At 73.1% G+C, this 15,544-nt stretch carries 14 protein-coding genes; 7 read left to right on the forward strand and 7 right to left on the reverse strand.

Annotated features, from left to right (window positions below; translation table 11 throughout):
• Nucleotides 1–10: 10 nt before the first annotated feature.
• On the reverse strand, nucleotides 11–286 hold the full coding sequence (locus RT054_RS05770; RefSeq protein WP_312718840.1) for a glutaredoxin domain-containing protein: 276 nt from the start codon (nucleotides 284–286) through the stop codon (nucleotides 11–13).
• A gap of 149 nt (nucleotides 287–435) precedes the next feature.
• Here RT054_RS05770 and RT054_RS05775 point away from each other — a divergent pair, with 149 nt between their 5' ends.
• The 3 genes from RT054_RS05775 (at nucleotide 436) to RT054_RS05785 (ending at nucleotide 3,334) form a co-directional block, all read left to right on the forward strand.
• Nucleotides 436–2,583 (forward strand): ATP-dependent DNA helicase UvrD2, encoded by a 2,148-nt coding sequence (locus RT054_RS05775; protein WP_313022548.1) that lies wholly within the window; start codon nucleotides 436–438, stop codon nucleotides 2,581–2,583.
• Between the two features lie 187 nt (nucleotides 2,584–2,770).
• The gene (locus tag RT054_RS05780) at nucleotides 2,771–2,947 is read left to right on the forward strand and encodes a hypothetical protein (protein WP_313022550.1); all 177 of its coding nucleotides are present in this window, start codon (nucleotides 2,771–2,773) and stop codon (nucleotides 2,945–2,947) included.
• 117 nt (nucleotides 2,948–3,064) lie between these two features.
• A complete protein-coding gene (locus RT054_RS05785) occupies nucleotides 3,065–3,334 on the forward strand; it encodes a WhiB family transcriptional regulator (protein ID WP_312719823.1) in 270 nt (89 codons plus the stop codon).
• Between the two features lie 324 nt (nucleotides 3,335–3,658).
• Here RT054_RS05785 and RT054_RS05790 read toward each other — a convergent pair whose 3' ends face one another.
• From RT054_RS05790 to RT054_RS05800, 3 genes are all read right to left on the reverse strand, one after another.
• Nucleotides 3,659–4,981, reverse strand: a complete 1,323-nt coding sequence (locus tag RT054_RS05790) for an AarF/ABC1/UbiB kinase family protein (RefSeq protein WP_313022553.1) — start codon at nucleotides 4,979–4,981, stop codon at nucleotides 3,659–3,661.
• The gene (locus tag RT054_RS05795; RefSeq protein ID WP_313022554.1) at nucleotides 4,978–5,871 is read right to left on the reverse strand and encodes a hypothetical protein; all 894 of its coding nucleotides are present in this window, start codon (nucleotides 5,869–5,871) and stop codon (nucleotides 4,978–4,980) included. The genes RT054_RS05790 and RT054_RS05795 overlap by 4 nt, the downstream gene beginning before the upstream one ends.
• Nucleotides 5,872–6,073: 202 nt before the next feature.
• Nucleotides 6,074–6,238, reverse strand: a complete 165-nt coding sequence (locus RT054_RS05800; protein ID WP_312719827.1) for a DUF5679 domain-containing protein — start codon at nucleotides 6,236–6,238, stop codon at nucleotides 6,074–6,076.
• A 238-nt stretch (nucleotides 6,239–6,476) separates the two neighbouring features.
• Between RT054_RS05800 and RT054_RS05805 the strand changes: the two genes are divergently transcribed.
• Nucleotides 6,477–7,064 carry a SprT-like domain-containing protein gene (locus RT054_RS05805; RefSeq protein ID WP_312719829.1) on the forward strand — a complete coding sequence of 196 codons (588 nt, stop codon included), beginning with the start codon at nucleotides 6,477–6,479 and terminating at the stop codon, nucleotides 7,062–7,064.
• Here RT054_RS05805 and RT054_RS05810 read toward each other — a convergent pair.
• Nucleotides 7,054–7,914 carry a YwiC-like family protein gene (locus RT054_RS05810; protein ID WP_312719832.1) on the reverse strand — a complete coding sequence of 287 codons (861 nt, stop codon included), beginning with the start codon at nucleotides 7,912–7,914 and terminating at the stop codon, nucleotides 7,054–7,056. The two genes, RT054_RS05805 and RT054_RS05810, sit on opposite strands and share 11 nt — an antisense overlap.
• Nucleotides 7,915–7,922: 8 nt before the next feature.
• Nucleotides 7,923–9,482 (reverse strand): zinc-dependent metalloprotease, encoded by a 1,560-nt coding sequence (locus RT054_RS05815; protein WP_312719833.1) that lies wholly within the window; start codon nucleotides 9,480–9,482, stop codon nucleotides 7,923–7,925.
• A 266-nt stretch (nucleotides 9,483–9,748) separates the two neighbouring features.
• On the opposite strand from RT054_RS05815, the gene RT054_RS05820 reads away from it, so the two are divergent.
• A complete protein-coding gene (locus RT054_RS05820; RefSeq protein ID WP_312719834.1) occupies nucleotides 9,749–10,264 on the forward strand; it encodes a molybdenum cofactor biosynthesis protein MoaE in 516 nt (171 codons plus the stop codon).
• 41 nt (nucleotides 10,265–10,305) lie between these two features.
• Nucleotides 10,306–11,400 carry a PDZ domain-containing protein gene (locus tag RT054_RS05825; protein ID WP_312719836.1) on the forward strand — a complete coding sequence of 365 codons (1,095 nt, stop codon included), beginning with the start codon at nucleotides 10,306–10,308 and terminating at the stop codon, nucleotides 11,398–11,400.
• Nucleotides 11,401–11,450: 50 nt separating this feature from the next.
• Here the strand turns inward: RT054_RS05825 and RT054_RS05830 are convergent, their stop codons facing one another.
• A complete protein-coding gene (locus RT054_RS05830) occupies nucleotides 11,451–12,002 on the reverse strand; it encodes a PPA1309 family protein (RefSeq protein ID WP_313022556.1) in 552 nt (183 codons plus the stop codon).
• Nucleotides 12,003–12,298: 296 nt separating this feature from the next.
• Here RT054_RS05830 and RT054_RS05835 point away from each other — a divergent pair, with 296 nt between their 5' ends.
• Entirely contained in the window at nucleotides 12,299–15,511 is a 3,213-nt protein-coding gene (locus tag RT054_RS05835) for a UPF0182 family protein (protein WP_313022557.1), read from the forward strand.
• Nucleotides 15,512–15,544 lie beyond the last annotated feature (33 nt).

Genomic DNA, 15,544 nt, shown 5'->3' on the forward strand with positions numbered 1-15,544 from the left:
CCGTGGGCGATCAGCGGGCGAGGCGCAGGAGGACGTCGTCGAGGGAGGGGTTGGTCGCGGTGGTGCCGTCGGGGAACACGACGGTGGGGACGACGCGGTTGCCCCCGTTGACACCCTCGACGAACGCGGACGCCGCCGCCGCGTCAGGGGCGGTGTCGACGTCGATCACGGTGTGCGCCAGCGACTCCCGGTCGAGATCGGCGAGGAGCATCGAGCAGAACGGGCACCACGACGTGGCGTAGACGGTGACCGAACCGGGTGCGGGCACGACGGGATGCGTGGGCATGGGGACTCCTCGTCTGGGTGTGCCCCTGGGCGGGGCGCCGCCACTGTAGTCCCCGCCGCGAATCACCTCGGCACCGCGCCCACGGGTCTTCCCCGGGGTCGACCCCCTGGACCCCGACGGGCTGTCGGAGGCGTCTGCCAGGATCGGTGATGATGAACGACGCCCTCCCGCCCCGCTCCGCCGCCCCGGCGAGTCCCGACGACATCCTCGCCGCCCTCGACGCCGACCAGCGCGAGGTGGCGAGCGCGCCGCTGGGGGCGATGTGCGTGCTCGCGGGCGCGGGGTCGGGCAAGACGCGGGCGATCACGCACCGCATCGCCTACGGGGTGTCCTCCGCGGCCTACCGTCCCTCGCAGGTGCTCGCGGTGACGTTCACGGCGCGGGCGGCGGGCGAGATGCGCACGCGTCTGCGGGGCCTCGGGGTCCACGGCGTCCAGGCCCGCACGTTCCACTCCGCCGCGCTGCGTCAGTTGCACTACTTCTGGCCCCGGGCGGTCGGTGGTGCGGCGCCCGAGATCGTCCCCCACAAGGCCCCGATCGTCGCCGAGGCCGCGAACCGGTTGCGCATCGCGACCGACAAGGCGGTCGTGCGCGACCTCTCGGCCGAGATCGAGTGGGCGAAGGTCAGCATGCTCACCGAGGACACCTACGCCGAGGTCGCGCAACGACAGGGCCGGCAGACCGGTGGTCTCGACCCACACACGATGGCGCGGCTGCTCACCCGGTACGAGGACGCCAAGACCGCCAGGGGCGTGATCGACTTCGAGGACGTCCTCCTCCTCATGGTGGGCATCCTCGGCGAGTCCGAGGAGATCGCCCGGGAGGTCCGCGGACAGTACCGGCACTTCGTCGTCGACGAGTACCAGGACGTCAACGCCGTGCAGCAGCGGCTGCTCGACCTGTGGGTGGGGGAGCGGCAGGACGTGTGCGTCGTCGGCGACCCCGCGCAGACGATCTACAGCTTCACCGGCGCCTCCCCGCGCCACCTCGTGGGGTTCACCCGGGCGCACCCGACGGCCCGGGTCGTCCACCTCACCCGCAACTACCGCAGCTCCCCCCAGATCGTCGACCTCGCCAACCGGGTGCTCGCCGGGTCGGGTGGGCAGGGGCGCCAGCTCGTCGCGAAGGGAGAGGCCGGGCCGACCCCCACGCTGAGTGCATACGCAGACGACCCCACGGAGGCCACCGCGGTCGCCGAGGCGGTGCGGCGGCGGCTCGACGCGGGGACCCCCGCGGCCGAGATCGCGATCCTCTACCGCACCAACGCCCAGTCCGAGGCGTTCGAGGACGCCCTCGCCGAGGCCGGCATCCCCTACCTCGTGCGCGGCGGCGAACGGTTCTTCGCCCGGCCCGAGGTCAAACGCGCCCATCTGCTCCTGCGCGGGGCCGTCCGGGCCGACGACCCGGCGATCTCACTGCCCGTCGCCGTCGGCGACGTGCTCTCGGCGGTCGGGTGGTCGCCCGAGCCGCCGCTCGGGCGAGGCGCGGTCCGCGAGCAGTGGGAATCCCTCGACGCGCTCGTGCAGCTCGCCGTCGACCTGGTCCGGACGACGCCCGGAGCCCGCATGCGGGACCTCGTCGCCGACCTCGACGAACGCGCCGCCGCCCAGCACGCACCCACGGTTCAGGGCGTCACGCTCGCCTCGCTGCACGCGGCCAAGGGCCTGGAGTGGGACGTCGTCTTCCTCGTCGGGGCCAGCGAGGGGCTCATCCCGATCTCGATGGCCGAGGGGGTCGAGGCGGTCGAGGAGGAACGCCGGTTGCTCTACGTCGGGCTCACCCGCGCCCGCCGCGAGCTGTGCGTGTCCTGGGCCCTCGCGAGGGCACCGGGAGGTGCCGGCACGCGGCGCCCGTCCCGATTCCTCGGCCCGGCGGCCTCGGTCCTCGGCGACGGGGCCCGGGCCTCGCGTGGTGGCGGTCCCCGGCCCGGATCGGCGGCCGCCGGCGGGCGTCGCCCCGCGCAGCGACGGGGCTCACGACCGGTCGTGTGCGTCGGGTGCGGGGTCCAGCTGGACACCGCGTCGGACCGCACGCGGGGCCGCTGCGAGGACTGCCCGCCGACCTACGACGAGGAGCTCTTCGCGCGTCTGCGCACCTGGCGTCTCGAGGTCGCGACCGCGGCCAAGGTGCCGCCGTACGTCGTGTTCACCGACGCCACCCTCGAAGCCGTGGCCCGGCACCGGCCCACCGACCGGGCCATGCTGTCGCGGATCCGTGGCGTCGGTGCGCGAAAGCTCGGTCTGTACGGCGACGACGTCCTCGCCGTCGTCGCAGGCGGGGGGCCCGCGACCCCCTGAGCGGGGCCCGGCCTCGAGGGCCCACGCGCACGCGCGCTCGACCCTTTCCGGGCTCCGCCACGCCGATGTCCGTAAATGCGTTGCACGGCCCGAGGACGTCCACTTACTCTCGACATGTCGCTCGACGCGACACGCCTCGATCCGGGGCGGAAGTGACCGACCCGAGAACAGAGAGGAGGGGTTGGCGATGATGACCGACAGCTACGGCACGACCTGGAGCCTCACCGGCACCGAGTACACGGCAGTCGAGTTCACCACCGGCGCCGTCGTCCCGACGCGCACCAAGGCGAACGACGATCTGCGTCTCGTCGACCCCCGCGGCCGCCTCATCGGCCGGCCCCTGTTTCTCGGCGTCACGCGCTGATACCGGCGCCACTCCTTCCGTCCCCGTTTCTCCGGAGTTCCCCACCCACACCTGATCGGTCGGGGGTGAGCTCTGCCGGGATCTCGCGATCCCGACGACCATCGAGGTTCACATCCGATGCTTCACCATCGCGTCCACCGTGTCGCCCCCTCGTCGTTGCCCTGTCGTGTCCACGACGCCGATCTCTGGTTCGCCGACACCCCCGGTGACGTCGAGCGCGCCAAGGCCCTGTGCCTGTCGTGCCCACTCGTCGAGCACTGCCTGAAGGCGGCCCTCGACCGAGGGGAGCCGTGTGGCGTCTGGGGTGGTCAACTCCTCGTCGCAGGCCAGATCGTCGCCCGCAAACGGCCTCGTGGTCGCCCACGCAAGACCGACGTCGCGGCCTGACGACTCGACTCGCGCCCACCGACCGTGCCCACGCCCCACCGAGCCCTCGAAGGAGGTGACGTCATGCAGTCGTGGCTGAAGCACTCCGTCCGTCCGCGGCCCCACGCGGTGCATCCGGGTCCACGGATCGAACGGGATCCCCTGCTCCTCTCGCTGTGGGGCCCCGGCCCACACGGCCTCGGACCGCACGTCCACGCGATCCGATGACGTGACCGCCGTGCCCCCGTCCCCACCGGGACGGGGGCATCGCCATGCCCGGTCCGGGGTCTGCGAACCGGTCCGCCGGGAGGAGGACCGAGCCGCCGGGGAGGAGGAGGGGAGCGGTCAGGGCAGGGGGCCGAACTCGGCACCGGGGAGTCCCTCGGCGAGCACGGCCCGGGCCGGCACGACCCCGTCGATCTGGCACAACACACCGATGCCGCCCGCCCACACGCGTTGGATCATCATGTACTCCGGCGGCAGGTTGAGCCTCAGCCCGGTCCGGAAGTCGACCGACCGCGGGTCTCGGTACCGCTCGGCGTGGGTGCGCAACCAGTCGCGGGAGAAGCGGTACTCCGGCACGCGCAGGGGGTCGATGAACGGGTCGATGAGATCGAGCAGGTCGTCGGCGTCGACGTCGACGTGGGGACGGATGAACCCCTCCTCGCGGAGTCCGTCGAGCACCGTCTGCGCGTCGTCGAGCAGCGCCCGCGTGAGCAACCGCCCGATGGCGCGTGGAAGGCCGTCGGGCAGCCGGTCGACGGCGCCGAAGTCCATGACCCCGAGCCGCCCGTCGGGCAGGAGCCGGAAGTTGCCGGGGTGCGGGTCGGCGTGGAGGAGTCGGGCGCGCGCCGGGCCCGCGACGTGGAACTCGAGGTACCTCGTCGCGGCGAGATCGCGCTGTTCGGGGGTGCCGTCGGTGATGATCCGCGACAGCGGTACGCCGTCGAGCCACTCGGTGACGAGGACCGTGGGCCCATGGTGCACGACGGCGGGAATCGCGACGTCGGGATCGCCGGAGAACGCCTCCGCGAAGGTCTTCTGGCTCGCGGCCTCGCGCTCGTAGTCGAGCTCCTCCTCGACCCGGGAGACGAGCTCGTCCAACAGCGGGCCGAGGTCGGGGCCGGGGATCCACGAGGCCGACAGGCGAGTCACCCGCGCGAGTCGGCGGAAGTCGCCGACGAGAGCCGGCCCGGCGCCGGGGTACTGCACCTTGACGGCGACGACGCGGTCGTCCTTCCAGACGGCACGGTGGACCTGGCCGATGGACGCCGACGCGACCGGGGTGTCGTCGAACTCGTGGAACTTCGTGCGCCAGCGCGGACCGAGATTCTCACCGAGGACGCGGTGGACGGTCTCGGCCGGCATCGGGGGCGCGGCGTCCTGCAGCCGGGTGAGGGCGGCCCGGTAGGGCGCGGCGAGGTCCTCGGGCATCGCGGCCTCGAAGATCGACATGGCCTGCCCGACCTTCATGGCCCCGCCCTTGAGCTCCCCGAGCACGGTGAACAGCTGCTCGGCGGCCTGGTTCTGCAGCGCGAGGGCGACGTCCTCGGCCGGAGTGCCGGAGAGCCGACGCCCGGCGCCCACGGCGGCACGCCCGGCGATGCCGAGGGGCAGCGCGGCCAGTCGGGCGGTGCGCGTGAAGGCACGACGGGGTGGTTCGCTCACGTTGTCATTGTGGGGGGCCGGCCTGGATCCGTCCTGGGCGAGGACACCTGTCGGACATCGGACGGGCGCGAGAGGGGGTCCGACGCGTCGTGTCGCGGACAGTCGGGGTGGCGCTCCCATCGTCGACGTGTGAGGCGGCCTGCGGGCAGGCTCATCTCGAGGGACTCCGACGCCGGCACCGTCGAGGGGCGCGGCGCCACGTGGTCGACCAGCCGGGCGCAGGCGAGGGAGGCGGCGAGGGCCGTGGCCGGGGAGCCCGCGACCGGCTCGGGCAGTCGGTGCACCTGGGCGAGGACCTGTCCCCACAGGGGGTCGTCGTCGGCCCTCGCGAGATCGAGGCACCACGCGCACGGCCCGTCCGAGAGCAGGAACGGGCCGACGGTCACCGACCGGTGCCGGACCAGCACGGGGAGACAGTCGGTCCCCACCCGAGCGGTGCCGACGGGGGAGAGCGCCCCCGCCCCGACCCGCACGAGGACGTCGACGCGCTCGCCGAGGAGGGGTTCGCGCCCGCTGCGGGCGGCGAGGTCGATCTCGTCGAGGACGAGCGGGCCGTGGACGACGTGGACCCCCGCCTCGGCGAGCAGGTCGGCGAGCAGCCGGGTCGTCGCGCCCTGTCCGTCGATCGCGACCCGGCGCCCCGCGGCGGGGGCGGATCGATGCGCGTCGACGATCAGCCCGCGCTCGGTGAGTTCGTCGAGGGCCGCGGCCAGGCGGGAGGAGTCGCGTCGCAGGAGGTCCAGAGGCGTCGAGCCGTCGAGCGCGGCGAGCGTCCTCGCCTCGGCCGGGGAGAGCCCGGTGAGGACGACACCGTCGGCGTCGAGGCCGAGTTGCACCTCGGTGGGGCCGCGACGGACGAGCGGGACATCGGTGCGCAGGGAGGGGAACACCGGTCTCCTCGGGGGCGGGCCGACCGGGATCGGTCGGGTGAGGACGGGTGCACCAGTCTCACGGCGCCCGACCCGCCCGTGGGGCCCCCCGTCCACAGGCCCGGCCCCGGACACGACGACGGGGTGGTCGCGCCCCCCGCGCGTCCCACCCCGTGTCGTCACCGGTGCCGGACGACTCCGGCCCGGATCCGTGGTACCGGCCTCAGGCCTTGCCGAGGATCCGGTTGAGCTTGGTGTTGCACTCCGGGCACGTGCCCTTGGCCATACGGCGACCGTTGGACTCGACGACGTTGCCCTCCGCCTCGCGCTTCTCCTTGCACTTGACGCAGTAGAACTCGCCCTTGTAGGTCTCGCCGGTGTCGGTCATCTCAGTGGTTCTCCTTGTCCTGCGGGCTGCCTCTGCAGCCCAAACCAGTAGCCCACCCTAGAGCAGCACCGCTGTCGTCGCCGTATCGAGGGGCGTCGGCGTGCCGTCGTCGCTGGTGGTGGCGGTGGCGGGGTACGGGTGCACGAGCCGAGGTGCGGGTGCGCCACCGGTGGCCACTCGTCCCCAGCCCGGAGGATCGGGCTGCGCGAGGAGGCGGCGCGGACGATACCGTTCGGGCATGTCCCTCACGTCGTCCCGTCCGCCGCGACCCGCCGCGCCTCCCTCGAGGGCCTCTCGCCCGGACACCCATGTCGTCGACGGGGAGTCGGTGACGATCCGGCGCAGCCCCCGCCGACGCCGCACCGTGAGCGGCCGGCTCGAGGCCGGACGGGTGGTCGTCATGGTGCCGGATTCCCTCAGCGGAGCCGAGGAGCGTCGCCTCGTCGAGCAGCTGACCCGCCGCATCCGCAGCCGCGACCGGCGCGGTCCGACCGGGGACGCCGAGCTCGAGGCGCGTGCGCGGGCCCTCGCCGACAACTACCTCGACGGGCGGGCCCACCCGACCTCCGTGCGCTGGAGCAGCCGCCAGCAGCGGCGCTGGGGGTCCTGCACGCCGTCCACGGGGGAGATCCGCATCTCCGAGGCGGCGCGCCACCTGCCCGGCGACGTGCTCGACTACGTCCTGCTCCACGAGCTCGTCCACCTGCTCGTCCCCGGCCACGGCCCGGAGTTCTGGGCCGAGTTGGCGGTCTATCCGCCGCTGGAGCGGGCGCGGGGGTTCCTCGACGGCGTCGCGCACGCGCAGGAGCGCGCCCTCACCACGTGAGCACGAGGATCGCGAGCACGGTCGACATCGCGATCTCGCCGAGGCCGACCTTCATGGGCCGGATCCGCCGGCCGGCGAGCACCGCCGCCCGCGCCGTCGCCACCGCGAAGAACACGACGAGCCCGACGTGGGTGCCCACCGGCGGGCGATCGCCGAGTGGGAGGAGCAGGGGGAGCGCACCGGCGAGCACCGTCGCAGCGGCGTGATAGGCGATCGAGGCGATCCGATAGCCCTGCGAGGTGCGTTCGCGGATGAGGGTCTTGACGTAGAGGCTCGTCCCGACGAAGTAGACCGCGAGCGCGACCGTGGTGCCGACGAGCGGGACGTCGGTGAGCGCCGCGCCCACCGTCCCCAGTCGTCCCGCGCTCGCGGCGACGAGGGTCATGAGGCTCGCGGCGACGATCGTCACGACGTCGTTGGCGAGGGCGCGATCGGCCCGCCGGGCCGAGAACCACAGGCTCACGGCGGCGAACGGCGCGTACACCGGTGCCCACCACAGCAGACCCGGCCGCAGGGCCAGCGCGAGCAACCCGGCTGCGAGGCTCACCGCGCCGTAGACGAGCACCGGCGTGAGATACGCCTGCCGGCGCCGGGAGCGCAGCCACAACCCGGCCGCGGCGAACCCCAGGTATCCGACGAGCCAGGCCACCCCGAGCGGGAGCTGGGGCCAGTCCGGTCCACCGCGCGCCACGCCGACGAGGAACGGCACCGCGAGCATCGCCCACGCGCCGTGCTGCTTGGGGACCCACGCCGCACGGCTCGACGCCCGTCTTCCCGTGCGCCGGGGGGAGCGGGCGGTCGGCCGGTCGGCGTGGAGGCCGGGGCGGGGGGCGTCGGTCGTGTCGGCCACGTCGTGCCTCAGGCGCGCGAGTCGGGGTCGCCGTCCTCGCGGGTCGCGCTCTCGCCGTCGTCGCCAGGCGTCTCGCCCTCGCCCGGGGCCCCGGCGTCCTGCGGCCACGGGCCGGCGTCGGCGGGGCCTTCGGCGGCGGCGTCCTCGGCCCGGCGGCGGGAGTCCTCACCGGAGAGGATCGCCTCCAGAGCGGCGTCGAGGTCGTCGGAGAGCTCCGTGCGCTCGGGACCGACGGTGCGCTGGACGTATCCGATCGGGTCGTCGAGGTCCTCGGCGCCCGGGGCGACGTCGGGGTGGGCCCACGCGGCGTCGCGGCCGGCGGCGTCGGAGGCGCTCTCGAGCGCGGCCCACAGGTTGGCCGCGTCACGCAGGCGGCGCGGGCGCAGCTCGAGGCCGACGAGCTGGCCGAAGATCTGCTCCGAGGGGCCGCCGGAGGCGCGGCGACGACGCACCGCCTCACCGAGGGCGGCGGACTGCGGCAGGTGGGTGGCCGTCGCCTTCTCGGTGACGACGTCGACCCAGCCCTCGACGAGCGCGAGGAGGGTCTCGAGGCGGGTGAGCGCGGCCTTCTGCGCGGGGCTCGGCTCGGAGGCGAACAACGAGTCCCCGAGTGCGGCCTGCATCGCGGCGGGGTCGGTCGGGTCGATCGAGGAGATCTTGGACTCGATCCCCTCGGTGTCGATGCGGATGTCGCGGGCGTACTGCTGGACCGCGGTGACGAGCTGCGGGCCGAGCCAGGGGGCGCCGTGGAACAACCGCATGCGGGCCGCCTCCCGCACGGCCATGTAGAGCTGCACCTGGGGCTCGTCGACCTCGAGGCCTTCGGCGAACGAGGCGACGTTCGTCGGGAGGACGACGACGCCGTCCTCGACGAGGGGGAGTCCGACCTCGGTGCCGGTGAGGACCTCGCCGGCGAGCAGGCCCACCGCACGGCCGATCTGGGCGCCGAACATCGAGCTGCTCATGCGGGAGAGCATCGGTTCCATCTGACCGAGCATCGAGCCGAGGTCGAGTCCGGGGGGCAGGCCTGCGCCCGGCGGCATCCCGGGCAGCGCCATGCCCTCGGGCAGCCCACCCTCGCTCAACTGGTCGAGCTGGCCCTTGAGCGCGGAAGTCATCGCGGAGGTGACGCCCTCGGCGACGGGGGAGACGAGTCGTCCCCACATCGGCATCGTCTCGGCGACCCACTCGGCGCGGCTCCACGCCTTGACGGCGCCACCGGGCGCGGTGAAGGACGTGACCTCGTCGAGCCACAGCTGCGCGACGTGGCCGGTCTCCTGCGCGGCGCGGCGCTGCGGCTCGGAGATCACGGCATCGCCGCCCTCGGCCGCGACGGTCTTGCGGGCGAGGTCGGCGCACAGGGCGAGGTCGACACCACCGTCGGCGGGCGCGGAGAACATCGCCTGGAGCTGGCCGGCGAGCATCGCCATCATCGAGGGGTCGACGCGGTCGAGGCCCATGGACTTCAGCGCATCGGCCATCGCCGGGTCCCCGCCACCGAGGAGTTGCTCGAACAGCTTGGCGAAGTCGGGCTGCTCGGGCTCGTTGGGCTGGGACGGGTTCGACATCAGGACTCCTTGTCGCCTGAGACACTGTTCTCCACCACTCAACCACGGGCGGGGCCAGGAGGTTCCCGCGGACCGGCGGCGCCCGAGGCCGGCGGTCCCTCTCGGCGCTCGGGTCCGGCCTCGACCAGCCCGGTGTCGGCGCACGTGAGGGGCCCCGACGGCGCACAATGGTGGGCCGGCGGTGGGCCGGCCCCGCCGCGACGGCACGAGTGCGCCGGACGGGACGGCCCGACGGCGTGGGACATCGGAGAGACACAGGGAGCGTCATGGCCGAACCGAGCACCGACCCCGGCGACACGTCGACCCCCTCGGCGGCGGTGTCCTCGGCGTCGACCTCCCGCGCCCCCGCCCCGCCGGCCCGCCGCGGCGGCGCGCTCGTCGACGTGCGGGACACCCCCCTCTCGGTCGACGAGGTCCTCGCCGCGGTCGCCCATCCGCGGGTCGGTGGCGTCGTCACCTTCATCGGAGTCGTGCGCGACCACGACGGGGGGAAGGGCGTCGACGGCCTCGACTACTCGGCGCACCCGAGTGCGGTCGCGCAGCTCGAGACCCTCGTCGAGGCCACCCTCGCGCGGGAGGGCGTCGTCACCGCGGCGGCGCTGCACCGCACCGGGCACCTCGAGGTCGGGGACCGCGCGGTCGTCCTCGCCGTCGGCGCGGAGCACCGCGGTGAGGCGTTCGAGGCGTGCCGTGCGCTCATCGACGATCTCAAGGCCCAGGTCCCGATCTGGAAACACCAACGCTTCGACGACGGCAGCGACGAATGGGTGGGCACCCCGTGAGGTGGGGTCGGCGGCGCAGCGATCCGCGCGCGGGCGTGCCCGTGGACCTCACGCCCGGCTCCTCGGTGGGCGGTCCGAGGACCGTGCGGCGACGCCCGGTGTTCGGGCGCTCGCTGTCGGCCTTGCTGCTGTTCCTCGTGGTGCTCGCCCTCGTCGCGCAGTTCGTCACGCTGCCGTTCGTCATCCTGCGACCCGGCCCGGCCGTCGACATCATCGGCAAGCCGGAGGACGGGGCGCCCGTCGTCACCGTCGAGGGCTCGAAGACGTACCCGACGACCGGGTCCCTGTATTTCACGACGGTCGCGCAGTACGGCGGTCCGGGACGTCGTCCGAGTGCCTGGGACGTGGGTCTCGCGATGATGGACCCGCACGCGGAGCTCGTGCGCGAATCCGTCGTCTACCCGCCGCAGGTCTCGGAACAGCAGGTGCGCGACGAGAGCACTGCGGCGATGACCGATTCCCAGCAGGAGGCCGTCGCGGTGGCCCTGCGCGCGCTGGGGCGCCCCGTGTCGGAGAAGGCCGTCGTCGCGCAGGTGCTGCCCGACAGCCCGGCGACCGGGCGCATGGAGAAGGGCGACGTCGTCACCGCCGTCGACGGCACGAAGATCACCCACGCCCCCGAGATCACCCAGCTCATCCAGAAGACGACCGGCGAGGTCACCCTCTCGGTGACCCGCGGGGGATCGGACCGCGAGGTCGTCCTCGACCCGGTGGCGCGGGACGGCCGGCGCCTGGTCGGGATCCTCATCCAGCCGACGTTCTCCTTCGGCGTCGACGTGGCGATCCACGCGGGCGACGTCGGCGGGCCCTCGGCCGGCATGATGTTCGGCCTCGGGGTGTACGACACCCTCACCCCCGGGGCGCTCACCGGCGGGCAGCGGATCGCCGGCACGGGGACGCTCGATTCGGAGGGCGATGTCGGGCCGATCGGCGGCATCGCGCAGAAGATGCAGGGCGCCAAGGACTCCGGGGCCGGGTACTTCCTCGCCCCGAAGGAGAACTGCGGCGAGGTCGTCGGCCACGTCCCGAACGGTCTCGTCGTCACACCGGTCGACAGCTTCGACCAGGCGCTCGGCGCGGTCGAGAGCATCGCCGCCGGCAGGGCGAGCACGCTCCCGGCCTGCCCGGTCGGCTGAGCGACCGGCCGCCGTCGGGCTCGGAGACGCCCGGTCCTCCAGGGAGACGCTCAGTCCTCCAGGGTCGCGGCGAGGGCGTCGAGCAGGCCGGGAGCGATCTCGGAGCCGGCGGCGACCTCGTCGTCGCTGTCGTGGGCGCGCTGCCGCACGACGCAGACCCGCTCCCCGTCGCGGGAGACGGCCGCGAGGAGGCGGATGTCGGCGCGCTCGGGGTGATCGAGGGAGGCGCGTGCGGCCTCCGCCGGGTCCTCCGGAAGGTCGGCCTCGGCCTCGGGCGGCAGGACGATGCGCTCGAGCGAGATCGCGACGCCGTCGACCTCGGCGGGCCACGCGAGCTGGGCGAGGAGTTCCTCGACGTCCTCGTGCGGGGGCAGGTCCTCCTGCTCGATGGTGACGAACGCCGCCCCCGGCTCGACCTCGCCGCCGTCGTCGCGGGCCTCGTGGAGCGTGTCCGCGAGGCCGGGCTCGGCCTGGGCGAAGCGGGCGGCGTCGACGAGCGCGAAGAGGCGGACCGGTTGGTCCCACCCCGCGGCGGCGACGTACTTCTCCGCCTCGACGGCGCACTCGAGCAGGGGCGGGAGGACGTGGAAGATCTCGGTCACGGCGCCATCGTGCCAAACCCGCGGGCGGTGCAGGGCACCGACGGCGCCCCGACGACGTGCCCGCGGCGTGGCTCGTCGATCGGCGCACCCGACGGCGGCCTCGCCCACGACGGCACCGCCGGTGCGGTGAGCGCCGCGCGCCGTTCGGTGCGAGGGTTGTCGGATCCCCTCGGTACGGTGGGGGGCACACGGCGACGCCGAGGTCGTCGTCATGGTGGACACAGGCCCACAACGGGCACGAGGCGGACAGTGGACACGAGGCCGACAGTCGAGCGAGCAGGACAGGTGAGAACGGCGTGAGCGAGCAGACCCCAGACGGGCCGCGCGGCGACGACCCGGGAGGCGAGGGCGCCGGGCGTGGCTTCGGAGGGCTCGGTGGCCTCGGCGGATTCGGCGGACGCGGCTCGGGTGGCGGCTCCGGCCGCGGACCCCGTGGATTCGGGGGGCCCGGTGGCCCGGGGTCGGGTGGCCCCGATGGTCCCGACGAGCCGGGAGGCCCCGGCCGCCGCGGACCGGGCGGCGCGCGCCCGGCCGGCGAACCGCGCCGCACCAATCGGTTCGGGCTCACGGTCGCGATCGTGCTCGTGCTGCTCGGCAGCCTCGGGGCTCTCGCGAGCTTCTGGACCGACATCCTCTGGTACGACTCGACCGGCTACTCGGGCGTGTTCTGGACGCGCCTGTGGACGCAGCTCGGCGCGTTCGTCATCGCCGCGCTCATCGTCGGCGGTCTCGTGGCGGCGTCGCTCGCGATCGCTTACCGCACCCGCCCGATCTACGCACCCACCACGCCGCAACAGGAGGCGATGGATCGGTACCGCGAGGTTCTCGAACCCCTGCGTCGTGGGGGGATGATCGTCGGCCCCCTCATCTTCGGGTCGTTCGCGGGACTCGCCGCCGCGAGCCAGTGGCAGAAGATCCTCCTCTGGCTCAACGCGCAGCCGTTCGGCCGCGAGGACCCGACGTTCGGCATGGACATCGGCTGGTTCGTGTTCACGCTGCCGCTGCTGCGGTTCGTCGTCTCGTTCCTCACGATGGCCCTCGTGCTGGCCCTGGTCACGGCCACGGTCACGCATTACATCTACGGCGGTCTGCAGATCGGCGGCGCCGGCCCGCGCACGACCCAGGCCGCGCGGGTGCACCTCTCGCTCCTCGCGGCCGTGCTCGTGCTGCTGCGGGCGGTGTCCTACTGGCTGGAGCGGTACTCGCTCACCACCAAGAAGGGCAAGTGGGTCACGGGTCTGCAGTACACCGACCAGTACGCCGTGCTGCCCACCAAGGCCGTCCTCGCGATCGCCGCGTTCATCTGCGCGGGTCTGTTCATCGCGACGATCTGGAGCCGCTCGTGGCGGTTGCCGATGATCTCGATCGCGATGCTGCTCGTCACCTCGCTCGTCGTCGGCACGCTGTACCCGCTCGCGGTGCAGAGCCTCAAGGTCGTCCCCTCCGAGCAGAGCCTCGAGTCGGAGTTCATCGCCAAGCACATCGAGTCCACGAGGGCCGCGTACGGCATCGAGGGGATCGAGAAGCAGGAGTACCAGGCGCAGACCCAGGCCTCCCCGGGCCAGCTGCGCCAGGACGCCGAGACCGTTCCGGGCATCCGCCTGCTCGACCCCACGATCGTCGCGCGCACGTTCACCCAGACCCAGGGTCTGCGCCGGTACTACGGGTTCCCCGACGTGCTCGACGTCGACAGGTACACGATCGACGGGGAGTCCCGCGACACCGTCATCGCCGCCCGGGAACTCGACCTCAACGGCGTGCCTCAGCGCAACTGGGTCAACGACCACACCGTCTACACGCACGGCTACGGCATCGTCGCCGCCTACGGCAACAAGCAGACGAGCGACGGCGAGCCCCAGTACTACGTCCGCGACATCCCGCCCCGTGGGGAGCTGGGCGACTTCGAGCCGCGCATCTACTTCGGTGAGCGCTCGCAGACGTACTCCATCGTCGGTCGCAGCGACACCGAGCCCGACCGCGAGCTCGACTACCAGTCGGCCGAGGGCGAGAAGAAGAACACCTACACCGGCAACGGTGGCGTCCGCATGGACAACCTGTTCAAGCGCATCGCCTATGCGATCAAGTACCGCGAGTACCGCATCATGCTGTCGGATCAGGTCGGGGACTACTCGACGATGCTCGACCACCGCACTCCGCGGGAGCGCGTCGAGCGCGCCGCCCCGTGGCTCACCGTCGACGGGAACGCCTACCCCGCCGTCGTCGACGGTCGCGTGCAGTGGATCCTCGACGGCTACACGACGTCGGCGGACTACCCCTACAGCAGGCTCATCCCGCTGGAGTCGGCCACCACCGACGCCGTCACGACCCGCGCGCAGAGTGTGTCGGCCGTGAGTTCCGGCGACGTCAACTACATCCGCAACTCGGTCAAGGCCACGGTCGACGCCTACTCCGGTCAGATCCGGCTCTACGCGTGGGACGACCAGGACCCGATGCTCAAGGCCTGGAGCGCGGCGTTCTCGAACACCGTGCTGCCGATGAGCGACATGAGCGGTGCGTTGATGTCGCACGTGCGCTACCCCGAAGACCTCTTCAAGGTCCAGCGCGACATCATCACGCGCTACCACATCACCGACCCGATCGGCTTCTACACCGGTGGCGAGTACTGGAAGGTCCCGGAGGACCCGACCGCGGGCGACCCCCGCCAGGCCGGGCTGCCCGATCAGCCGCCGTACTACCTCTCCATCGCGATGCCGGGGCAGGAGAGCCCGTCGTTCTCGCTGACGACGTCGTTCTCGCCCGTCGGTGCCGACCGCCCCTACCTCACAGGGTTCCTCGCGGTCGACTCGGACGCGGGGTCGGACACGGGCAAACGGTCTCCGTCGTACGGCACGATGCGTCTGCTCGATCTGCCGAACTCGACGAACGTGCCCGGCCCCACCCAGGTGCAGAACCGTATCGACTCCTCCAACGAGAACTCCGACGACTTCGGTCTGACCCTCAGCCAGTTCCTCAACGTCGCCGGCCAGGGCGGGTCGCGGGTGCAGAAGGGCAACCTGCTCACCCTCCCCGTCGGTGGCGGGCTGCTCTACGTGCAGCCGGAGTACGCCAGTGGTGTCGCCGGCTCGACCTATCCCCGCCTCCAGGCGGTGGTCGTGTCCTTCGGCAACGACATCGCCTGGGCAGCCACCCTCGACAAGGCCCTCGACCAGCTCTTCAAGGGCGACTCGGGTGCGACCGCGGGTGACACCGGGGTGGCGCCGTCGCCGAAGACTCCCGGGGCGACCCCGTCCCCCGCGCCCAGCCCCAGTCCGGGGGCGACACCCTCGCCGGGGGCCACCCCCGCACCGAAGGAGCTCACAGCCGCGCTCGCCGAGGCCCAGAAGCAGTACGACGCGGGCAAGGAGGCGATGCGCAAGGGCGACTGGGCCGCCTACGGCGAGGCGCAGAAGAAGCTCGACGAGGCCCTCAAGCGGGCCATCGCAGCCCAGCCCGAGGGCGGCTCGATGACCGTCCCGAGCGCCTCGCCCACCACGACCCCGGCGGGCTGATCCCGACGGCGGACGCACGGCTGCGGCGGTCGG

Origin of the sequence: Mobilicoccus sp. (assembly GCF_032060985.1) — a bacterium.
Taxonomy (GTDB): Bacteria; Actinomycetota; Actinomycetes; order Actinomycetales; family Dermatophilaceae; genus Mobilicoccus.